General features: G+C 63.2%; 23 protein-coding genes and 1 tRNA gene. 14 read left to right on the top strand and 10 right to left on the bottom strand.

Going from position 1 to position 21,194, the window contains the following annotated elements:
• Together V7066_RS02780 and V7066_RS28745 are read right to left on the bottom strand one after the other, a co-directional pair.
• The coding region (locus V7066_RS02780) for an antitoxin Xre-like helix-turn-helix domain-containing protein (protein WP_334181710.1) at positions 1 to 406 on the bottom strand (406 nt) is incomplete at its 3' end.
• 86 nt (positions 407 to 492) lie between these two features.
• Positions 493 to 762 carry an ArsR/SmtB family transcription factor gene (locus V7066_RS28745; protein ID WP_442947293.1) on the bottom strand — a complete coding sequence of 90 codons (270 nt, stop codon included), beginning with the start codon at positions 760 to 762 and terminating at the stop codon, positions 493 to 495.
• 147 nt (positions 763 to 909) lie between these two features.
• On the opposite strand from V7066_RS28745, the gene V7066_RS02775 reads away from it, so the two are divergent.
• Positions 910 to 1,665: a hypothetical protein gene (locus V7066_RS02775; RefSeq protein ID WP_334181709.1), complete on the top strand. Its 756-nt coding sequence runs from the start codon at positions 910 to 912 to the stop codon at positions 1,663 to 1,665.
• A 189-nt stretch (positions 1,666 to 1,854) separates the two neighbouring features.
• Positions 1,855 to 2,607, top strand: a complete 753-nt coding sequence (locus V7066_RS02770; RefSeq protein WP_334181708.1) for a hypothetical protein — start codon at positions 1,855 to 1,857, stop codon at positions 2,605 to 2,607.
• On the opposite strand, the gene V7066_RS02765 is transcribed toward V7066_RS02770, so the two are convergent.
• Positions 2,597 to 2,851, bottom strand: a complete 255-nt coding sequence (locus V7066_RS02765; RefSeq protein ID WP_334181707.1) for a hypothetical protein — start codon at positions 2,849 to 2,851, stop codon at positions 2,597 to 2,599. The genes V7066_RS02770 and V7066_RS02765 overlap by 11 nt on opposite strands.
• A gap of 357 nt (positions 2,852 to 3,208) precedes the next feature.
• Between V7066_RS02765 and V7066_RS02760 the strand changes: the two genes are divergently transcribed.
• Complete coding sequence (locus tag V7066_RS02760) at positions 3,209 to 4,789, top strand: reverse transcriptase domain-containing protein (protein WP_334181706.1); 1,581 nt, start codon at positions 3,209 to 3,211, stop codon at positions 4,787 to 4,789.
• Positions 4,790 to 5,116: 327 nt separating this feature from the next.
• Here the strand turns inward: V7066_RS02760 and V7066_RS02755 are convergent, their stop codons facing one another.
• On the bottom strand, positions 5,117 to 5,470 hold the full coding sequence (locus V7066_RS02755) for a hypothetical protein (protein WP_334181705.1): 354 nt from the start codon (positions 5,468 to 5,470) through the stop codon (positions 5,117 to 5,119).
• Positions 5,471 to 5,602: 132 nt separating this feature from the next.
• Here V7066_RS02755 and V7066_RS02750 point away from each other — a divergent pair, with 132 nt between their 5' ends.
• Complete coding sequence (locus tag V7066_RS02750) at positions 5,603 to 5,869, top strand: hypothetical protein (protein ID WP_334181704.1); 267 nt, start codon at positions 5,603 to 5,605, stop codon at positions 5,867 to 5,869.
• Positions 5,866 to 6,144, top strand: coding sequence for a hypothetical protein (locus V7066_RS02745; RefSeq protein ID WP_334181703.1), 279 nt, complete (start codon positions 5,866 to 5,868; stop codon positions 6,142 to 6,144). The genes V7066_RS02750 and V7066_RS02745 overlap by 4 nt, the downstream gene beginning before the upstream one ends.
• 173 nt (positions 6,145 to 6,317) lie before the next feature.
• On the opposite strand, the gene V7066_RS02740 is transcribed toward V7066_RS02745, so the two are convergent.
• Together V7066_RS02740 and V7066_RS02735 are read right to left on the bottom strand one after the other, a co-directional pair.
• Positions 6,318 to 6,524 carry a hypothetical protein gene (locus tag V7066_RS02740; RefSeq protein ID WP_334181702.1) on the bottom strand — a complete coding sequence of 69 codons (207 nt, stop codon included), beginning with the start codon at positions 6,522 to 6,524 and terminating at the stop codon, positions 6,318 to 6,320.
• Positions 6,525 to 6,639: 115 nt separating this feature from the next.
• Positions 6,640 to 6,716, bottom strand: a tRNA-Arg gene (locus V7066_RS02735).
• A gap of 99 nt (positions 6,717 to 6,815) precedes the next feature.
• Between V7066_RS02735 and V7066_RS02730 the strand changes: the two genes are divergently transcribed.
• Positions 6,816 to 7,658 (top strand): queuosine precursor transporter, encoded by an 843-nt coding sequence (locus V7066_RS02730; RefSeq protein WP_334181701.1) that lies wholly within the window; start codon positions 6,816 to 6,818, stop codon positions 7,656 to 7,658.
• Positions 7,659 to 7,711: 53 nt separating this feature from the next.
• Positions 7,712 to 8,803, top strand: a complete 1,092-nt coding sequence (gene recF / locus V7066_RS02725; RefSeq protein ID WP_334181700.1) for a DNA replication/repair protein RecF — start codon at positions 7,712 to 7,714, stop codon at positions 8,801 to 8,803.
• Here recF and V7066_RS02720 read toward each other — a convergent pair.
• The gene (locus V7066_RS02720) at positions 8,772 to 9,515 is read right to left on the bottom strand and encodes an arylesterase (protein WP_334181699.1); all 744 of its coding nucleotides are present in this window, start codon (positions 9,513 to 9,515) and stop codon (positions 8,772 to 8,774) included. The two genes, recF and V7066_RS02720, sit on opposite strands and share 32 nt — an antisense overlap.
• Positions 9,516 to 9,552: 37 nt before the next feature.
• Here V7066_RS02720 and V7066_RS02715 point away from each other — a divergent pair, with 37 nt between their 5' ends.
• Positions 9,553 to 10,263: an ABC transporter ATP-binding protein gene (locus V7066_RS02715; RefSeq protein WP_334181726.1), complete on the top strand. Its 711-nt coding sequence runs from the start codon at positions 9,553 to 9,555 to the stop codon at positions 10,261 to 10,263.
• Entirely contained in the window at positions 10,256 to 12,796 is a 2,541-nt protein-coding gene (locus V7066_RS02710; protein WP_334181698.1) for an ABC transporter permease, read from the top strand. The genes V7066_RS02715 and V7066_RS02710 overlap by 8 nt, the downstream gene beginning before the upstream one ends.
• Here V7066_RS02710 and V7066_RS02705 read toward each other — a convergent pair whose 3' ends face one another.
• The gene (locus V7066_RS02705) at positions 12,797 to 13,261 is read right to left on the bottom strand and encodes a DUF805 domain-containing protein (protein ID WP_334181697.1); all 465 of its coding nucleotides are present in this window, start codon (positions 13,259 to 13,261) and stop codon (positions 12,797 to 12,799) included.
• A gap of 576 nt (positions 13,262 to 13,837) precedes the next feature.
• On the opposite strand from V7066_RS02705, the gene typA reads away from it, so the two are divergent.
• The gene (gene typA / locus V7066_RS02700) at positions 13,838 to 15,664 is read left to right on the top strand and encodes a translational GTPase TypA (protein ID WP_334181696.1); all 1,827 of its coding nucleotides are present in this window, start codon (positions 13,838 to 13,840) and stop codon (positions 15,662 to 15,664) included.
• Positions 15,665 to 15,769: 105 nt separating this feature from the next.
• Here the strand turns inward: typA and V7066_RS02695 are convergent, their stop codons facing one another.
• Positions 15,770 to 16,630, bottom strand: coding sequence for an outer membrane protein (locus tag V7066_RS02695; RefSeq protein ID WP_334181695.1), 861 nt, complete (start codon positions 16,628 to 16,630; stop codon positions 15,770 to 15,772).
• 275 nt (positions 16,631 to 16,905) lie between these two features.
• Here V7066_RS02695 and V7066_RS02690 point away from each other — a divergent pair, with 275 nt between their 5' ends.
• The 3 genes from V7066_RS02690 to V7066_RS02680 all read left to right on the top strand — a co-directional run bounded on the left by V7066_RS02690 (position 16,906) and on the right by V7066_RS02680 (position 19,346).
• Positions 16,906 to 17,307, top strand: a complete 402-nt coding sequence (locus V7066_RS02690) for a hypothetical protein (RefSeq protein WP_334181694.1) — start codon at positions 16,906 to 16,908, stop codon at positions 17,305 to 17,307.
• A gap of 221 nt (positions 17,308 to 17,528) precedes the next feature.
• Positions 17,529 to 18,026, top strand: a complete 498-nt coding sequence (locus V7066_RS02685; RefSeq protein ID WP_334181693.1) for a hypothetical protein — start codon at positions 17,529 to 17,531, stop codon at positions 18,024 to 18,026.
• 168 nt (positions 18,027 to 18,194) lie between these two features.
• Positions 18,195 to 19,346 (top strand): glycosyltransferase family 4 protein, encoded by a 1,152-nt coding sequence (locus V7066_RS02680; protein ID WP_334181692.1) that lies wholly within the window; start codon positions 18,195 to 18,197, stop codon positions 19,344 to 19,346.
• A 4-nt stretch (positions 19,347 to 19,350) separates the two neighbouring features.
• On the opposite strand, the gene V7066_RS02675 is transcribed toward V7066_RS02680, so the two are convergent.
• Positions 19,351 to 19,788, bottom strand: a complete 438-nt coding sequence (locus tag V7066_RS02675) for a hypothetical protein (RefSeq protein ID WP_334181691.1) — start codon at positions 19,786 to 19,788, stop codon at positions 19,351 to 19,353.
• Between the two features lie 83 nt (positions 19,789 to 19,871).
• On the opposite strand from V7066_RS02675, the gene V7066_RS02670 reads away from it, so the two are divergent.
• The gene (locus V7066_RS02670; protein ID WP_334181690.1) at positions 19,872 to 21,194 is read left to right on the top strand and encodes a replication-associated recombination protein A; all 1,323 of its coding nucleotides are present in this window, start codon (positions 19,872 to 19,874) and stop codon (positions 21,192 to 21,194) included.

Genomic DNA, 21,194 nt, shown 5'->3' with positions numbered 1-21,194 from the left:
CGTCGTTTTTTGTAACGCGGTCTCGCCATCCGACGAACAGATCCGAGACTCTGCCAGCGGTCATTCGCTCTAATGCGCTACCGCCGCCAAAGAGCGGACAATCATTCGCGGCACGTAGCCACAAGTCCGCGCGTGCTTCGATCGGCAAGAGGATATTTATCGCTTTGAAGATGCCCAGGATGTAGCTGATCCGTTCAAGCGTGTCCCGCCTGAGCGTGATCTTTCGCTGCTTTCTTGCCTGCGCCTTCCAGCGATACAGCGTAGACTTACTTCCTATGCCAAGTAGCGCCATTTGCTGTTGCACGCTTAGCGACCAGCACTCGGCGATGTTCGAGAACGTTCGAACGCCAGCACTTGAAGGATCCTCCCGCGCAATTGATATAGCCAAGCGCGATGCCTGAGGCATTTTGATTTCCCTTTCTATCGGGACTCATAGACGTCAGCAGTGCGATTCGGGTGGTCGTTCGGATACCATACCGGATTGATTAGATATCATGCGCTGAGTTGGCGCGCCAAATCTCGGACATGGTCGAGCTGTGCTCGGTATATCAATGACCGGCCCTGTCGCTCCTGCGTAATCACCCCTGCACGGGTAAGAATCCCTAAATGATTCGAAAGTGCTGTTGGAGCCACTTGGAGCCGCGAAGCAATTTCGCCAGCCGCCAACCCCTCATCGCCAGCAGACGACAGAAGTTTGTAAACGTCGAAACGTGTGCCGTGAGCTAGCGCAGCGAGCGTTCTCACGGGGTCAGTGTTCCCCATCGCCGAAGTTATAGGCTTATCGCTGCCGACTGGGAAGTGTCGCAGCTTCTCGCCCACATTCCATCATTTCATCAATTGTTGAATTATTCGATTAAATCGCGCATGATTGTGAAGCATCGACCGATAAAGTCAGTGCCATAGATAGTGATGGAGATGATGTTAGATATGCATTTAGCTTCAGACTTGGGGCAATCTCGGCCCCCTCGCATCGAAGATTATTGTGAGCGATCGTTCACCTTTGACCCTCTACAACCTGATGAAGATAGCGACATAGTCATCGAGACTACGGAGCGCCGGTTGATACGCCTCACTATGCTTGCGTGTGACGTGGGAGCGCGATTTGCCCGCGATCAGATCGCGATGGATCCTGCCGTTTGGATGTTGAATCCCCGCCGTATATTCCTTGGGAAACGGCCACTTGAGGCCTGCCAGAGTTTGGAGCCGTTCATCCAAGGCATCATTCTTCATGCCGCATCGCCGAACTTGGACGCCGATCCGGAAGATGTCATTGCCATGGCACAATCGGAACTGGGAAGTGGGCGGGCGGCAAGTTCGAAACAAGCCAAAGAGAAGCGACGTCGATCACCCACGCTACGGCTTTACTCTTGCTGCGTTGAAGGAAGCGAGGGGTTTGGCCGGTACGTCCAGGCATTCTGCGCCATTATCGCGCCGAACGAATCGACCGTCAGAGACAGGCTGCGTCGGCGATTCGGCCTGCTTCTGGCTCGAGAGGCTATAGTCCGGCGAGGCTTCGACGGAAATGATGCCTTCGCCAACGCCCTCCTATCACAAGCCGCTCGTCAGCTTCTTATGGAAATGGCGGCGGGTAGCGCCGGCAAGTCCGACAAGATCGCAGACTTATATGTTGAACAGCGCTTCACAGCGAAAGGGATTACCCACTGAGTGAGAGAATTGGTACCCAAGGTGACGTCTGAGCTGCTTTCTAACGGCTTGGACGTCACCTGATTCCAACGCCTTTGCCATGACCCTCGAACGAGAGACCCGAACGCACGGGGCCTGAGACTCCGCCCTTACCCCGCGGCGGCGATCAACCGCCTAGATGTAGCGCCGGGGTTGAGGCATGATGCTGATTTGAACGAACGGCGCCAATGGCGGACCTTCGAAACAATGACCAAAACACCTGCACCGAATGAAGCCCATAGCTCTGAGACGGCACCGGATTTCCGCCCGATAGCGCGGAAGCTCATGACGACGGTCAATGCCTCCTATGGCCTCGACTACAGCCCCCAGCAATTGGCCGACAAAATCTTGGAACAGCACGTCACGGATGAAGTGGACGGCGCCGTTTTTGCCTTTTTCACGGAGGTTCGCCCCGAATTACGCGAAGCGTTCGTCCGCGAGATGAACCTTGATGTGGAAACGGTCCGCAAGCTGGCGGCGAGGATTGAAGAGCTTGCTGGCTTTCCCGTCCCCCCACTTCCGCCAACGGTGCCGCCACAAACGGGAGGACATCGTCAGCCCTACGCCCATGAAGTTTCCGACCGGCTCAGCCTGCTGCACGCTCGCCGACATGCAGATTTGATCCTCTCGGATCCAACGCTGATATCCAGGGCGCTTAATCGACTCGAGCGTCAGCAGCTGCAAAATGCCGCCACTCGACTTTGGCGATTTGTACTGAGGCGCCGTCCCATGGAGGTTGTAATTGGGCTTCTGCTCGAAGACAGCGCTCGCGGTCGCGAACTCAGAGGCGGCAACCCATTCAACCTGGTCGCCCCGATGCAAAGCGAAACTGAACGTCGAGCTCTATATCGTCAGGCAAAGCGAGAGGCGGTAACCTCTTGCATCACAGGCGGCGACGACAGAGGCCCTGAGCCTAGCTGCTAGGGAAAGCCTGGTCGAGCACCCGCTTTACAAGCTTCCATGGTCCTGCGCGGCGAGAATGAGCTTTGACGGATATGGCCTTGTCGAGGGCCGGTACCATGAGCAGGATCTCTTCCTCCTGGGTGATGCGGGCCGAGTAGTCACAGACATGGCCGGAAGCGGTGATGTTGGCGATTTCCATCCGCCCGATTTCGAAGGCTTCGTTCTCCTCGCCGCCTGGCCAGACTTCAACTTTCACTATCAGCATTGCTCATCTCCACTCGCGGCAAAGGGCTTTGCGACTTCGGTCAGCTCAAGTGATAGCAGAGTAACGCGTTCGTTGCTGTCCCCAGGGTCGCCCGACGGCAACCCATTCAGCCTAGTCGCCCCGATGCAAAGCGAAGCAGAACGTCGGGCTCCATATCGCGAGGCAAAGCGGAAGTCGGTAACTTCTTGCGATATGATATAATTTTGATTGCTTGAGATAGTAGTCCTGCTAGATCGCGTTTTACGGGGTTCTCCCCTCGCATACGCGCTGTAGTAACTGCGGCGTAAGAGTTAATGTCTACACACATCATGCCCGCCATGATCTTTCGGTAACTTGGCGGACTGGAAGGGAGACCCCGTGCTACCCCCGGCGATTTTTGGTGGAAATGCTACCCGCGTTAAATTGCCGGCAGAGCTAGCTACGCAAGCTAATCTATTAGCTTATCTCGGGATGACACCGGCAGAATTGAAAGTGATAGGCTGGTACACCGCAAAGATGTACCACACTTTTTCTATACAGAAAAAGTCCGGAAAGCCGAGAATTATCAACGCTCCCGATCGTAGACTGAAGATACTTCAGACGAAAATTTCCCGCCTCCTTACTCCACTTTACAGGCGACGCAATCCCGTTCATGGCTTCGTTACTGAGCGATCGGTCAAAACGAACGCGAAATCCCACCTTGGCAGTAAATATATTGTCAACGTCGATCTACAGGATTTCTTCGGCTCGATTTCATACGGACGCGTCGCAGGTGTCCTTCGGTCTTTTGGCATTCATCGTGATGTTGCTGACGCGATCGCCACAATATGCTGCCTCAACGGAGTCCTGCCACAAGGCGCGCCCAGCAGCCCGCTGTTGTCGAACATGGTGTGCTTCCGGCTCGACAGGAAATTGATGGAACTCGCAAAGGAAGCGCGGTGCATTTACACCCGCTACGCCGATGACCTGAGCTTCTCAAGCTATCAGCCTTTAACGGCTTTATTTGAGGGCCCTCCGCCTTCATCGGGCCATTTTTCGCCAAATATTCTGTCTAACCGACTCAAATTGCTTCTGGCCGGTAATGGCTTCCTCGTAAATCCCACGAAGGCTCATTATGCTGACCGAAACTCCCGCCGCACCGTTACAGGCATACGGATCAATGAAGGCCTCAATTTGGATCGAAGGTTCGTGCGAAACCTTCGTGCGACCCTGTTCTCGGTAGAAACTCTCGGCGTCACCGCAGCGGAAGCTAAGTATCATGCCTCTTACGGCGGGAAATCAACCATTGGAGCACACCTTCAAGGGAAACTTGCATGGCTTGGCCACATCAAGGGACCAAGCGATCCGGTGTTCAGAATCTTAGCATCGCGATTCAATAAGGCATTTCCAGCCCTCAAATTCGAAATCCATCCTACCCAAGATCAAATTCGCGACCGTTCCGTTTGGTTAGTGGAGCATTGGGAAGGAACGGGCGACCAAGGCACCGCCTTCTTTTTAAAAGGAGTGGGCTTGGTGACGGCGGAACACTGTGTGTCCCCTTCTGGTCAAGTGGAACTTTACCACCCATCGAAGCCTGCAAATAAATTCTTAGGATCAGTAAAGCATCGATGCCCTAATCGAGATCTTGCCGTGTTAGACCACAACATTCCGGCAAACGAATATTATGAATTTGACAGCGCCGTAGCGGCAGCTGCGACAGGAGACCCGACTACTGCCGTCGGATATCCTGGTTTCGGCCCAGGGGATAAGCTAAATGTTAGGCCCGGTCCCGTAACCTCACTTCCGATTAAAAGTGGCGTGCAGATGGTTGAGGTTCAACAGATGCTCACGCAAGGAATGTCAGGGGGGCCACTTCTAAATAATAACGATGAAGTGGTTGGAGTGATACATAAAGGCGGGCCCAATTTTGGACGACAACTGGCGATAGCCGTTAACGTTTTGCACGCTTGGATACCGTAAATTAAATCTTATTATTGATTTAGAATACCAAAAACCGCCCCGTTGATGCCACAGGTACTATTAAATCGAAATTCTGAAATTACTATTTCGACGCGGCTGCGTCGCTATACATTTCAATCCAGAGATGACGCAGGCGTATAGGATCTTTAGGGGCTGCTCGACAGTTTGCAGATGTCAAACTGACCGATCTGCGAACTTGATCGTGATGATCGAGACTCAGGTAGTCCTTTGTTGACCAAAGGGGAATCTGCTCTTGGATTAGTTTGTCCACCCACTGGCTGATCTGCGATACCCAGTCAGGGATAGCTCCCTTGTCGATATAGGCAATCATGACGCCAAGCGCGCTGGTACTGCCATGATCAGCGACAGGATATGTGACCGACGTTGTTCTGGAGACCAACCCTCACGCTCGAACATCTCGAACATTGCGAGTTCGTCACCGGTGAGCGGGTTACCTTCAATAGCTTGGCGCCCGACACCCGGCGATTGCCGCGCTTCGACCGGATTGGCTGCTCGGTCAGTCCAGCGAGATTTCGGGTTAAGGTTTCTGTTCATTTTCTTCAGATCAAAATCTTGCCTCCAATATACTACCATCGATTGGGGCATAGGAAGGAGGGACTCAAGCTCGATCAGCGAAAATCGCGGCTTAATTTTGAAACCCTCGGCCAGATGGCGCAGCATGGTTCATGATGCCCGCAGCAAGTCGGGGGCGCCTATATCACGTTCCTACTGTCGCAATATCGCACACAGCATGTTGTGGAACATATCGAGAACATATAGTGTGGATGTAATCCAACACGAAGGTGATTCTCGATGACCGATATGTTGAAAATGGGCAGCCTTGCCGACATGATCGGCACTGACGCAAACGTGGCGCAATTGCCGTTTGGGCAATGGGTGCTTCAGCAGACTGAGCGCGGCGGTTTCATAGCCCAACTTGCCAGCATAGCGAAAACCGATCGGGGCTTCCCGAAGAACGGTAATCCTGAAGCGGTGCGTAAGCGCTTGGGCGAAACGGGCGCAGACCCGGAAATGTTCGATGCTGTCGATGACGCCGAGTTGGATTGGGCAGCACTATGACCGCGCCCATCTCGGATGACGCACTGATCGCACTTGCTCAACACCGGTTCGATCAGGCCGAGCGCGAAGGCGCCACGGGCGATGAGTGCCGCGAACTGCGCGACATCTTCCCCGCTTTGCTCCAGCGCCTGCGCGAGAAGGCGGAGATTACCCGCAACCTGTTGTCGATCGAGCGCGTGGACCTGGCCGACCCGAAGGCCTGGGAACGCATGGCGGCCGCCGTCAGTCGAAACGAATCTGAAGACCAGCTGCAGTTGGCCTTAACGCACCTCTGATCCAGAGGTCGCGCTGTCGGCATGCCCCTTGCCTGATGGCGCTGTGGGTGCGGTAATCCGCACAACCGCACCCACATTTTTCAGCTATCCGGGTTCCCGCCCCAGGGCATTGACCTGTTCATGGCGGTAATGGCGAAAGGCGGTCATCCGTTTCTCCATCCATTTCCACCCGATTAGATTGCCTTGGTGCCGGTAATGAAGGATGCGCGGTCCGAAAGCAGGAAGCGGGTGAACGCGGCGATCTCCTCAAGCCGGGCAAGGCCCTTGAACCCATGCATGTTGGCCAGCGCCGAGCGCTCGTCGTCCGGGGGGCGCATCACGTTGCGCGCGGGTTCGCCAACTTTCGCAAGCGCAGTGCTTGCGGCCTTCTTTCTCGGCATTTTTCGATAATCCTCAATTTCTTGGGATCATTTGCCGAAGAATGGAATGGCTATGACGAAAGCGGGCCTTTGGAGTGTCCCAAAAGGCCAGGCTTACCGTCACAGGATAAAGAGTTGGCGCGCCCGGCAGGGTTCGAACCTGCGACCCCAAGCTTAGAAGGCTCGTGCTCTATCCAGCTGAGCTACGGGCGCGCGTCGCGCTCCCCATAGCGCGGTTCGCCGCTCACGCAAACCGCGTGGACGTCGCAAGTTGTTCTTTGCGGCATTGCAGCAACAGGTTACGCACAGCCTATGAGCGAAGCAGACCATTCCAAAGGCACACGTTCCCCTAGCGAGGCCCTCTCCCGCATCGACGGGATGGCCGGTGCCCGGCGTCATTTCCGCTATTTCGACTACATGCTGGTCGCCTTCGTGGTCATCCTGCTGCTCTCCAACCTGATCGGCGCGGCCAAGCAGGCGGAAGTCTCGTTCCCCTTAGTCGGGCCGGTGACGTTCGGTGCGGGCGTGCTGTTCTTTCCGGTGTCCTACATCATCGGCGACGTGCTGACCGAGGTCTACGGCTACGCCAATGCCCGCCGCTGCATCTGGGTCGGCTTCTTCGCGCTGCTGTTCATGGTGCTGATGAGCGTGGTCGTCGTGGAGATCCCCGCCAACCGCGAATGGGCGCTCGCCTCCGCAACCTATACCGTCGCCGGGCAGCAGGTGACGGCGCCGAACCAGGCGGCCTACTATGCGATCTTCGGCCAGACCCCCCGCATCGTCTTCGCCTCGGTCTGCGCGTTCTGGGCGGGTGAGTTCGTCAATTCCTTCGTGCTGGCACGGATGAAGGTATGGACGCAGGGCAAGCACCTGTGGACCCGCACCATCGGTTCGACGATCTTCGGCGAAGGCGTGGATAGCGCGCTGTTCTATCCCCTCGCCTTCCTCGGCGTGGCCGGGTTCACCCCGCATTCGATCGTCCTGCTGGCGCTGACCCAATGGCTCATCAAGACCGGCTGGGAAGTCGTGCTCACCCCGGTGACCTATGGGGTCGTCGGCTGGCTCAAGAAGCGCGAAGGCGTGGACGTGTTCGACAGCAATGTCGATTTCTCGCCCTTCGCGAAAGCGCGCAAGGCAGCCGCGACCCCGGAATAAACCGCGCCTCGCGCTTGGCAGGACCGGCCCGCCCCGGTAGGCGCCGTCAGGCCATGCTCGACCGCATCCTCCTGTCCCGTTTCCGAAACCACCGCGAGACCGCGGTGGAAGGCACGGCGCAGTTCAACCTGCTGGTGGGTGAGAACGGCGCGGGCAAGACCAATGTGCTCGAAGCGATCTCGCTGCTCTCGCCGGGGCGGGGCCTGCGCCGCGCGAGCCTGGCCGACATGCCGGGACAGCAGTTCGACGGCGGCTTCGCGGTCAGCGCCGCGCTGACAGTAGCGGATGAGGAGCCAGTCCAGCTCGGCACCGGGGTCCTTCCCGAACGTCCCGGACGGCGCCTCGTCCAGATCAACGGGGCCGAGGCTCCGGCGGTGCGGCTGGCCGAATGGATGTCGATCGGCTGGCTGACCCCGGCGATGGACCGCCTTTTCGTCGAGGGCGCAGGCGCGCGGCGGCGCTTCCTCGACCGGCTGGTGCTGGCGGTTCGCCCCGACCACGCCGGCAATGCCACCCGCCTCGAAAACGCCCTGCGCGAACGCAACCGCCTGCTGTCGGACGACAGGCCGCCCGACCCGCGCTGGCTCGACGCGATCGAGATGCAGCTGGCCGAGACCGGTTCGCTGGTCGCCACGGCGCGGGCGGAACTGGTCGAGCGACTGGAAGAAACTCTGGCAGCCCTGCCGGAATCGCCCTTCGCGCGGCCCTCGCTCGCCTATCAGCCGGGCGGGCCGATCGCGGCGGAAGCGCTTGCCCAGGCCCTGCGCAACGGCCGTTCCCGCGAACGCGCCGCCCAGCGCACCCTGACCGGCCCGCACCGCGACGAAATTCTCGTGACGATGTCCGGCAAGGGGCAGGCCGCCGCCGAATGCTCGACCGGCGAGCAGAAGGCGATGCTGATTGCGATCACGCTCGCCCATTCACAGCTTCTGGAAGGCGGGACGGAGCAACGCCCGCGCCTGCTGCTGCTCGACGAAGTGGCCGCCCACCTCGATCCGCTGCGGCGCGAGGCCCTGTTTGACCGCCTGCGCGCAGGCTCCGCGCAAGTCTGGCTGACCGGCACCGAACTCGCCCCGTTCGACGCGATCGCGGATGAAGCGGCAGTGTGGGAAGTCAGTTCGGGGGCGGTGCGGCGGCTGGGCTAGCGGTCGCGTCCTGCTTCGGTAAAGCCTCCACCACATCGTCCACCGTGGCGGTCACGATCGCATCGATGCCCAGCGCGGTCGGATGGACGTGGTCCTTCTGCATCAGATCCGGCTTGTCGATCACCGGCTGGAGGAAGAACGGCACCAGAGTCGCGCCATAGTCCTGCGCGAGTTGCGGATAGATCGGGTTGAACTTCGCCGCATAGTCCTTGCCGAGGTTGGGCGCGGCCATCATGCCCAGCAGGACGACGCGGATATTGTCGCCCTTCAGCCGCTTGAGGATCGCTTCCAGGTTGCGGCGCGTCTCGGCCGGAGGCAGCGAGCGCAGCATGTCGTTGCCGCCGAGGCTGACGATCGCGAGTTCGGGCTTCGGCGACTGGCTGTTCAGCGTAAAGTCCAGCCGCTCCAGCCCCGCCGCCGTCGTGTCGCCCGACACCCCGGCATTGGCGATCTTCGCGTTCACGCCCCGCGCCCGCAGGGCCTGTTCGAGCCGGTCCGGATAGCTTTCGCCGTCGTCGAGACCATAGCCCGCCAGCAGCGAATCCCCGAAGGCGAGGATTCGTCGCTCCGGTCCCATGACCGGAATCGCGGGCGGGGCATCGACGGCGCTCTGCGTCTGCTCGGGCGCGGGAGAGGCGGCCTTATCGCAGGCGCCGAGCAGGAACGGCAGCAACAGCGCAGGGGCCAACAGGACTTTCGCGTGGGCGCGCAAGGCTTTCTCCTTGAACTACGGGACTTTGAGCACCCATATGGGGCAAGTGAGCGATCCTTCCCAGCCCCCCGCCCCGTCAATTCATGCGCAGGACCTGCGCCTCACCCTCGGCAGCGGCGAAAGCGCGGTCGAAATCCTCAAGGGGATCGACCTTGTGGTGCCGCAAGGGCAGACGCTGGCGCTGCTCGGCCCGTCCGGCTCGGGCAAGTCCTCGCTGATGTCGGTCCTCTCAGGCCTGGAACGCGCGAGTTCCGGCGGCCTCAGCGTTGCCGGTCAGGATTTCGCGGCGATGGACGAGGATGCCCTGGCCCGCGCCCGGCGCGGCCGGATCGGCGTGGTGCTCCAGGCCTTCCATCTCCTGCCGACGATGACCGCGCTCGAAAACGTGGCGACCCCGCTGGAACTCGCCGGGCTGGACAATGCCCGCGAGCGTGCGGAGGCGGAACTCGTCGCCGTCGGTCTCGGCCACCGGCTCTCACACTATCCGGCCCAGCTTTCCGGCGGCGAGCAGCAGCGCGTGGCGATCGCCCGCGCGCTGGCCCCCCGCCCCTCGCTGGTCTTCGCCGACGAGCCGACCGGCAATCTCGATGCCGCCACCGGCGCCGCGATCGTCGACCTGCTCTTCGCCCGACGCGCCGAGGCGGGCGCGACCCTGCTCATCATCACCCATGACGAAAGCCTCGCCCACCACTGCGAGCGCGTCGTGACCCTCGGCGACGGGCGGATCGCGAGCGACCGACTTGCCTGACCCCCGCGAGACGTCCGCCCTTCCCTGGACCACTGCCTGGAAACTCGCCCGGCGCGATCTTTCCGCCCGGTTCCGGGGCCTGCGCCTGCTGCTGGTCTGCCTGTTCCTCGGCGTCGGCGCGCTGGCCGCAATCGGCACGCTGACCGGCTCGATCGAGCGCGAACTGACGACACGCGGCCGCGAAGTGCTGGGCGGCGACATCGAACTCAGGACCTGGCAGCGCAGCCTCTCGCAGGAGGAACTGAGCGCCCTCGCCCGCTACGGCAGGGTCTCGCCCGGCCTGCGCCTGCAAGCCATCGCGCGCAAGGGCGACCTCACCGCCCCCGTGGCGCTGAAGGCGGTTGATGCGAACTGGCCGCTCTACGGAAAGCTCGAACTCAAGGACGGCCGCAAGGTCGGCGCACCGCCCGCAGGCGTGGTCTGGCTCTCCGAGGGCACCGCCGCCCGCCTCGGCGTGAAACCCGGCGACACGGTCTCGCTCGGCGGTGTGGATCAAAAGGTCGGCGGCCTGATCGCCAGCGATCCGGAGAAACTCTCCGAAGGTTTCGCGCTCGGCGATGCGGCGATTTCCACGCTGGACCTGCCCGAACGCGCCGGTCTCACCCAGCCCGGCGCCATGTACCGCAGCGCCACCCGCGTGAAGTTCACCGATCCCGCGCGCGATCCGGATGGCGCCATCAAGGCCCTCGACAAGCGCTTCGGCGACGATGCCTTCGAGACCCGCACCCGCAAGGCCGCCTCACCTTCCACCGAGCGCTTCGTCAGCCGCATGGGCCAGTTCCTGACGCTCGTGGGCTTGGCGGCGCTGGTCATCGCCGGGATCGGCATCGGCGGCGGCGTCTCGTCCTATCTCGAAGCGCGGCGCACCTCGATCGCCACGCTCAAGGTGCTCGGCGCCACGAGCCGCGACATTGCCCGCATCTACCTGCTCCAGGTGGGCGCAGCGGCGCTCGTCGGCAGCCTCGCCGGTCTCGTGGCGGGCGTTCTGGTGACACCGCTGCTGGCGGGCGCCCTCGGCGCACTGCTGCCGGTCGATACCGGCTTCACCGTCTCGCCCGGAGCGCTGCTGACGGCGGCCGCCTATGGCCTGCTGGTCGCCCTGATCTTCGCCGCGCCGCCGCTCGCCAAGGCGCGAAGCTTCCCGGCGATGGCGCTGATGCGCGCGCAAGTCTCGCCCCTCGCGGCCAGACGCCGGGCATGGCTGCTGCCGGTCGGGCTCGGCCTTGCCGCCATGACCGCGCTGGCCCTGCTCAATGCCGCGCAGCCGCTGGTGACGCTCGGCTTCCTCGGCGGGGCGGCGCTGATGCTCGCCCTGTTGGCGCTGATCGGGCTCGGCATCCGCCGCCTTGCCGCCAGACTGCCGCGTCCGCGCGATCCCATGCTCCGCGCAGGTCTCGCCAACCTCCACCGCCCCGGCGCCCAGACCGGCGCGCTGGTGACGGCGCTGGGCTTCGGCCTCTCCGCCTTCGTGCTGATCGCCGCCGTCCAGACCAGCCTCGACGCCAATATCCGCAGGACCGTGCCCGCCCGCGCACCGGACTTCTTCGTGCTCGACGTGCCCAAGGACAAGGCCGGGGAATTCCGCGATGTCGTCGCCCGCGAGGCCCCGGGTTCGACCCTGCAAATGGTGCCCAACATGCGCGGTCGCATCCTCGCCTATGGCCCGAAGGACCGCATGACCCGCGTGTCGGACCTGAAGGACATTCCCGAGGACGCCTGGGCGCTGAAGGGTGAGCGCGGGCTGACTTATTCGGTCGGCGTGCCCCAGGGCAGCACGGTGACTTCCGGAAGGTGGTGGCCGGAGTTCCATCGCGGCGAGCCGCTGGTCTCGGTGGACGAAAAGTTCGCGCAGACCGTCGGCCTCAAGGTCGGCGACTATGTGACGGTCGGCCTGCTCGGTGTGGAACGCACGGCGCGGGTCGCGGCGCTGCGGCGGATCGACTGGGACACGCTCGGCTTCAACTTCGTGCTGGTGTTCTCGCCGAACGCGCTGGCCGATGCCCCGCACAATCTCGCCGCGACAATCGAGGTTCCACGTGGAAAATCCACGGCAGGGCTGCTGCCGCGCCTCGCCCGCGCCTTCCCGTCGAGTTCGGTGATCGAGACCGGCACCCTGCTGCGCGATGCCCGCGACCTGCTCGACCAGATGACGCTGGCGATTCTCGCCGCCGCCTCGGTCGCGGTGCTGGCGGGCCTTGCGGTGCTGCTGGGCGCGATCGCGGCGGCGCGGGCCAGCCGCACCTACGACAACGTGATCCTGCGCGTGCTGGGCGCCAGCCGGGGCCAGCTCCTGCTGCTTCAGGTGGCGGAGTACGGTCTGATCGCGGCCGTGCTCGCCGTCGTCGCGCTCGGAGCGGGCAGCGCCATGGCCTGGGCAGTGATCGTCAAGCTCTTCGCGTTCGAATGGATGCCCGACTGGCCCCGCATTCTGGCCGTGCTCGGAGCCGGGATCGTGCTGATCCTGACGTTCGCCCTCGCCGGTTCGCTGCCGCTGCTGCGGGCGAAACCGGCGAGCGCGCTACGGGAGCTGTAATCAGGCGAAGACGTCGGCGCCGGCCGGGTCGAGCGGGTCCGGACCGAAACGGTTGGGGCCGGGCGTGCCGGGCAGGCAGGTGATCACGAACGAGGCGATCGTGGCGATCCAGCCGACCAGCGGAATCACGCCGAGCACGATGAAGCCGAGATACCACCAGCCGCTCATGTCGCGGTCGTGGAAGCGGCGCACCGCAACGGCGATGCCCGGAATGAGCACGGCAAGGCTGTAGAGACCGGCAAGCCCGACGAGCGCGAAGAAACCGGCGCCGAACAGCGCCGAAGGATCGCCTCCCTGTTCGACTTGCTGAAACGCGCCAAAGGAAAAGCCCAGGACCATCGAAATGCCGAGAATCACGGCAAAGACGATGAAATTGAGCAGAGCGAAGCTCCAATATTCGATCCGAAGCGAACGGCCCTTGAAGTCTGCATACCGCTTGAACGGCATCACCATATAGTCGAGCATGTCTTTCCCCTCGTGTTCAAGGCCTTGCGTTATAAGGACGGGAATCTGCGGAGCAAGTGCGAGACATGGTGAAGAAGCCGGAAAGGAAGATGCCGGACCAAAGGAAAAGGCCAAAGGAAAAGGGACGCGCAGGCGTGCCCGCGCGTCCCTGGCTGAGTTTGCGGTGCCTGCGACTCCTCCCCTGCGCCGTCACCGCTTTTCACGCTCCGGCTGTGTGCCGGTAACGCGCCGCCGCACCCGTAGAGGCACGGCTGGATCTGTCTTCATGGGATGGCGAAGCTTCGCCCGTCTGGGAAAAACCCAATCTGGGAAAACCTAGCGCATCCTCTCCCGGCGGCGGTGCATTCTTCGATTCACCGTCTCGCTCTGATTACGAAGCCGACTCTAAGGGAATAAGGCGGCCAAAACAATAACTCATGCGGCCAAGGTGAAGGCTCCGTCCGGATGTGACACAAGCGCCACAATTGCATGAGACGCCTTGCACGCTTGCCGAAATTGCCGGGATCGGTTAAGGGCGCGCCAATTTTGCGGCGCAGCATGCGCTGCTGGCCAACTCCTCGAACCGATAGGCACTGCATGTCAGCCCCGCTTCCCTTGCGCAATATCGCTATTATTGCGCACGTCGACCACGGCAAGACCACCCTCGTCGACCAGCTTTTCCGCCAGTCCGGCACCTTCCGTGACAACCAGCGCATCGAAGAACGTGCGATGGACTCGAACGACCTCGAAAAGGAACGCGGGATCACCATCCTTGCGAAGCCGACTTCGATCGAGTGGAACGGCTACCGCATCAACATCGTCGACACTCCGGGCCACGCCGACTTCGGCGCCGAAGTGGAACGCATCCTCTCGATGGTCGACGGCGTCGTCCTGCTGGTGGACTCGTCGGAAGGCGCAATGCCGCAGACGAAGTTCGTCACCGGCAAGGCGCTCGGCCTCGGCCTGAAGCCGATCGTCGTCGTCAACAAGATCGACCGTCCCGACGGCCGTCACGCCGAAGTGCTGGACGAAGTGTTCGACCTCTTCGTCAGCCTCGACGCCAACGACGAACAGCTCGACTTCCCGACCCTCTACGCTTCGGGCCGCAACGGCTACGCCAGCTACGATCCGGATGCCCGCGAAGGCAACCTGACCCCGCTGTTCGAAAAGATCGTCGAGCACGTCCCCGCGCCCGACCTCGACCAGGACGCGCCGTTCTCGTTCCTCGCCACCCTGCTTGACCGTGACAACTTCATGGGCCGCGTCCTCACCGGCCGCGTCCAGTCGGGCAAGCTCAAGGTCAACGACCCGATCCGCGCCATCGACGCCGACGGCAAGGTGATCGAAGTCGGCCGCGCCACCAAGGTGCTGTCGTTCCGTGGCCTCGACCGCGTTCCCGTGGAAGAAGCCCGCGCCGGTGACATCATCGCGCTGGCCGGTCTCGAAAAGGCCACCGTGTCGAACACCATCGCCGATCCCTCGGTTTCGGTGCCGATCAAGGCCCAGCCGATCGATCCGCCGACCCTGGCGATGCGCTTTGCCGTCAACGACTCGCCGCTCGCGGGCCGTGAAGGCGACAAGGTGACGAGCCGCATGATCCGCGACCGCCTGATGCGCGAAGCGGAAACCAACGTCGCCATCCGCGTCACCGAATCGGCCGACCGCGACAGCTTCGAAGTTGCCGGTCGCGGCGAACTTCAGCTGGGCGTCGTGATCGAAACGATGCGCCGCGAAGGCTTCGAGCTGGGCATCAGCCGCCCGCGCGTGCTGTTCGGCAAGGACGAAAACGGTGGCCGCACCGAACCGTACGAAACCGTCGTGATCGACGTGGACGACGAGTTCTCGGGCACGGTCGTCGAGAAGATGCAGCGCCGCAAGGCCGAGCTTACCGACATGCGTCCTTCGGGCGCCGGCAAGACCCGCATCACCTTCTCGGCCCCGTCGCGCGGCCTGATCGGCTACCACGGCGAGTTCCTTTCGGACACCCGCGGCACCGGCATCATGAACCGCCTGTTCGAGAAGTACGACGCTCACAAGGGTCCGATCGAAGGCCGCCAGAACGGCGTGCTGATCTCGAACGGCACCGGTGAAGCCGTCGGCTACGCGCTGAACAGCCTCGAAGATCGCGGCATCCTGTTCGTGAAGCCGCAGGAAAAGATCTACGAGGGCATGATCATCGGCGAAAACGCCAAGCCCGACGATCTCGAAGTGAACCCGATGAAGTCGAAGCAGCTGACGAACTTCCGTTCGACCGGCAAGGACGACGCCATCCGCCTCACCCCGCCCCGCGTCATGACGCTGGAGCAGGCGATCGCCTACATCGACGACGACGAAATGGTCGAAGTGACCCCGCAGTCGATCCGTCTGCGCAAGGCCTTCCTCGACCCGAACGAGCGCAAGAAGCAGAGCCGCAAGAAGGACTGATCCTTCGGGAGCCTCGGCTTTCTCAGCAAACAATAAAGGGGCGGCAATCTCGCGATTGCCGCCCCTTTACCTTTGGAGCCGTTTTCGGCCCTCTCCCAAACTTGGTTAGAACCGGTAGCCCACCGTCGCGCGCAGCGAGTGATAGTCGAAGTTCTTGTTCGAACCCTTGATGCTGGTCGAGCCCGAATCGATCAGGAACGGATTGGTTGCAGGCGCCGTGCCCTGTCCGACCTCGACATTGTACTTGTTGTCGCTGTAGCGGTTGTAGAGGTATTCGAGGCCGAGGCTGACCTTGTTGGTCACCATGATCTCGGCGCCGCCGCCCGCCTGCCAGCCCCAGGCCAGCCGGTTGTTCCGCTGCGGATCGAACGAGTTGGCTGTGTTGGTGGTCAGGAAGTCGTGGTCAATCTTGGCCACGCCGCCGCCGCCGGTGACATAGAACAGCGCCCCGCCGTTCGGGGTGTAACCGGCGCGGACACGGCCCGAGAGGCCGTAGTCGAGCTTGCGCTGGATCACGTAGCTGGCCGGAGTGGTGCTGAAGCCGGAAGTGGCATCCTTGGCCTCGCTCTTCACGCCCTCGACGAGGCCGCCGACCACGAAGTTGCCCATGCGCTTGTCGTAACCGAAGCGGACGCCGTATTCCGCGCCGTCCCTGTCGCTGCGGCAGCCGTCGGCAGGCGTGGCGCCGCGCGCGCGGCCGTTGCAGAAGCCGGGGCTGAAGGCATTGTCTCCGGCAGCGGTATTGACGGTATTGTCATAACGGCCATCGCCATCGGTATCGAAGCGCAGGCTGTCGCCGCCATCGTTGCCGCGCGTCGAAAGACCACCGAAGGCCTGGATGTAGGGGCCGTTGAAGTGGCCGTCTCGCTCGGGCGTGGAGGTCGCGATTTCCTGGGCACCGGCGGGGAAAGCCAAAGCGGCGGCGGCAAGGCCGAGGGCCGTCGTGGCGAGGGGGGCAAGTTTCATTGTAAGATCCCTGTCGTTTTTAGGGTTTGGCCCTCCCCGAAGTCTAACCCACGGATTTGGTTTCCTTTCTTGCGACGAGCCGAGACAATATCGGAGACAGGCCGAGGCCGGGCCGAAGCAGCGCGCCCTCAATGTTCATAAAATTTGAGACAAACCTGAACGAAAGCTGCTCGATTCGCTCCGATCCGGTTAAGCCAGCCACGGCTAGAAGAAACGCATACAGGGACGAGACCCCGGCCTCACCGGAGCCCCTTCCCAGCAAGGAGTTTCGAACAATGGCATTCTTCCGTAACGCAACGATCGCCACTGCCCTCGCCGCCACCGCTCTCGCCAGTGCGACCCCGGCCATGGCCCGCGACTATTACCGCCACAACGACAATACCGCTGCCGTCGCCATCGGTGCCGGCGTGGTCGGTCTGGCACTCGGCGCGATCATCGCCTCAAGCAGCAACGACCGCGACCGCTATCGGGATCGCGACCGCTACTACGACAGCGGCTATGCCTACGATAACGGCTGGCAATATCGCGACGGCTGGTACTGGGACCGCGACGGCGGCCGCCACAGCCGCGACGATTACGACCGCTATCAGCGCGGCCGGAACGAATGGCGTGGAGATCGCGGCGACTGGCGCCGCGGTTATGACCACGATCGCGGTGACTTCCGCCGCGGATACTGAACCACCCAGGCGGGTCGGATAAACCCCTCTCCGATCCCCAAGCGGGCGCCCGGCCATCCTCCTCGGTCGGGCGCCCCATTCACTTCGACGACGCGGACGGGCGGTCCATCGAAGGTAACGTCAAATTCACGCCAAGTTCACGGCCGGAAGCGGATTTTGAAGGTCCAACGTGCCCACCGATTCCGCCGTAACTTGGTTGGCTTGGAAAGGAGTGCGATATCATGAAACTGAACTGGAAGTCCCTGGGCCTCGCGACGGCCCTGGCCGCCTCCGCCCTGACGGCCTCCGCGCCGGCCATGGCGCGCGATTACTACGACCGACGCGGCGGCGGCAACGACGCGGCCATCGCCATCGGTGCCGGGGTGATCGGCCTGGCTCTGGGCGCGGCGATCGCCGATCGCGGCGACGATCGCTATTACGATCGCGACTATTACGATCGTCGTCGCTACGTGACCGTGCGCGACCGTCCGGGCTACTACTACTATTACGACGGCGCCCCCAACCGCTATTACCGCGATCGCTATTACGACCGCTATTACGCCCCCTACTATCGCGAACGTTGGGGCGGGCGTGACCGCTGGCGCGATGGCCGCCATGCTTGGCGCGACGACCGCCGTGGCTGGCGCGACGATCGACGCGGCTGGCGTGGCGACCGCAACCGCTGGGATCGCGGCCGCGACCACTGGCGCGACGACCGCAGGCGCGACTGGCGCCGCTGACACCGATTCCCGGCGCGCGGCCTGCGCGCCGGGAATGTTTTACCTGTCAAAAGACGAGAGCGTTTCCCGGCAAAGGGCAAACGCTCTTGTCGGTTTTCCGCAATAACGGGCGCGCATCTGTGAAGCCCACTCGCCAATCGCGGCGGGGAAGGCTATGGGGCGCCCACCATGGAAACCGCCGACCTGCGCATTGCCCTGTTTTCGGGCAACTACAACTATGTCCGTGACGGCGCCAACCAGGCGCTCAACCGCCTCGTCGGCTACCTCCTGCGCCAGGGCGCGCAAGTGCGGGTCTATGCCCCCGTCGTGAAGAACCCCGCCTTCGAGCCGACCGGCGACCTGATCGGCATCCACTCGCTGCCGATCCCGAACCGCCCCGAGTACCGCGTCCCACTCGCCATCTCGGTAAAGGCGCGCCGCGACCTCAAGGCCTTCGCGCCGCATGTCGTACACGTCTCCTCGCCCGACCCGGTCGGCCACCAGGCCGTGACCTGGGCGCGGGCGCGCAAGCTGCCTGTGCTCGCCTCGGTCCACACCCGGTTCGAGACCTATCTGCGCTACTACAACATGGCCTGGGGCGAGCCGGTGATCGAGGCGATCCTGCGCCGCTTCTACCGCCGCTGCGACGCGCTGGTGGCGCCTTCGGAATCGATGGCCCAACTCCTGCGCGAACAGCGCATGAACTACGACGTGTCGATCTGGTCGCGCGGCGTCGACCGCGAAATCTTCCACCCGGACCGCCGCGACCTCGCCTGGCGCCGCGCCCAGGGCATCGCCGACCATGAAGTGGTGGTCGGCTTCCTCGGCCGCCTCGTCATGGAAAAAGGCCTCGACGTCTTTTCCGACACGCTCGACGATCTCACCCGCCGGGGCGTCGCCCACCGCGTCCTCGTCGTCGGCGAGGGACCGGCGCGCGAATGGTTCCAGGCCCGCCTGCCGCAGGCCGCCTTCGTCGGCTTCCAGCAAGGCGCCGACCTCGCCCGCGCGGTCGCCGGAATGGACATGCTGTTCAACCCCTCGGTCACCGAGACGTTCGGCAACGTCACTCTGGAAGCGATGGCCTGCCGCCTGCCGGTCGTCGCCGCTGCCGCCACCGGCAGCCAGAGCCTCGTCGACGATCACGTCTCGGGGCGCCTGATCCCGCCCGGCGCCATCCACCAGTTCGCCGAAGCGCTGAAGGCCTATATCGAGAATCCGCAGCTCCGCGCCGCCCACGGCCTTGCCGGGGAAGCCCGCGCGCTCGACTTCAGCTGGGATCGCATCAACCAGGCCGTCGCTGACACCTATCTGCGCCTGATCCGCCAGCGCGCACGGGGCTGAAGGATCAGCGCAGGACGCCCCTGTTGCGCATCCGAAGCGCATACCAGAGCAAAAACACCGCAACGATCCAGATCACCAGGGTGATGGCGATACTGGCCGGACTGGTCAGCATCCCCGGCACCTCGGAGATGAACGGATAGATCTGGTTCACCGCCAGCCCCAGCAGCGAGGCCGTGAAGGCCGCCACCGCCCAGCGCGAGCGCAGGAGCAGCAGCAGCGCTCCCGCCAGCCCGCCCCAGACGCCCAGCGCCCATGTCGCCACGGTCCAGCTCGGCGCGGCGTCCAGCCAGTCGATCATTTCCGGAGAGAGCGGCGCAAGCCATTCGGGGTTGCGCGTCACGGTCATCGTGAAATCGGTGCACCCGAAGGCATTCCACACGAGCGTCAGCACGCCGACGGCCCACAAGTGACGCGGGGTTCTGACCCCCAGAGTTCCGATCATCGGCCACCTTCCCTTCAAGCCGGCAAGAATAAGCCCGCGGCCAAAACGATGCAATTCCCCGGAACAATGGCTAGATAGGCCCCATGGCCGACCTCTTTGCCGACGACCTTCCCCCTGCCCCTCCGCCCGGCGAGCCGCGCGAGGATGCCCCGCTGGCCGACCGCTTGCGCCCGCGCACGCTGGACGACGTGGTCGGGCAGGAACACCTGACCGGCCCCGAAGGCCCGATCGGCCGCATGGTGGCTGCGGGCCGCCTCTCCTCGATGATCCTCTGGGGACCGCCCGGCACCGGCAAGACCAGCACCGCGCGCCTCCTCGCCGACGCGGTGGGCATGCGCTTCACCGCCGTATCGGCCGTGTTCTCGGGCGTGGCGGACCTCAAGAAGGCCTTCGCCGAGGCCGACCTCGCGGCCCGGGCCGGGCAGCGCACACTGCTCTTCGTAGACGAGATCCACCGCTTCAACCGCGCCCAGCAGGACGGCTTCCTGCCTTTCGTCGAGCGCGGCACCGTCACCCTCGTCGGTGCGACCACCGAGAACCCCTCCTTCGCGCTCAACGCCGCCCTGCTCAGCCGCGCCCAGGTGCTGATCCTGCACCGCCTCGACGCGGAGGCACTGAGCACCCTGCTGGACAAGGCCGAGGCGCTGGAAGGCCCGCTGCCGCTCGATGCCGATGCCCGCGCCGCGCTGGTCGCCTCGGCCGACGGCGACGGGCGCTTTCTGCTCAATCAGGCCGAGACGCTCTACGCCGCGCAGATTCCGGAGCCGCTCGACCCCGCCGGGCTCGGCCAGTTCCTGCAACGCCGCGTGGCGGTCTACGACAAGGACCGCGACGGCCACTACAACCTGATCTCGGCGCTCCACAAGGCGGTGCGCGGCTCGGACCCGCAGGCGGCGCTCTACTACCTCTCGCGGATGCTGACGGCGGGCGAGGAGCCGCTGTTCCTGCTGCGCCGCCTCGTGCGCATGGCCAGCGAGGACATCGGCCTCGCCGATCCGCAAGCGCTCGTGCAGTGCCTCGCCGCCAAGCAGGCCTACGAGTTCCTCGGCTCGCCGGAGGGCGAACTGGCGATCGCCCAGGCCTGCCTCTATGTCGCCACCGCGCCGAAATCGAACGCGGCCTACAAGGCGTACAAGGCCGCCGCCCGCTCCGCCCGCGAGACCGGCTCGCTCTCTCCCCCCGCCAATATCCTCAATGCGCCGACCAAGCTGATGAAGGACATCGGCTACGGCAAGGACTACGCCTACGACCACGACGCCCCGGACGGTTTCTCCGGCGACAACTACTGGCCGGACGACATGGCGCCCGAGACCTTCTACGAGCCGGTCGAGCGCGGCTTCGAACGCGATATCCGCAAGCGCATCGAATGGTGGGATCGCAAGCGGGCCGAGCGGCGCGAGGAATAG

The organism is Novosphingobium sp., from assembly GCF_036820275.1.
Taxonomy (GTDB): Bacteria; Pseudomonadota; Alphaproteobacteria; order Sphingomonadales; family Sphingomonadaceae; genus Novosphingobium.
The sequence above is the reverse complement of the archived record's forward strand: the minus strand, read 5'-3'. Positions and strand labels throughout refer to the sequence as shown.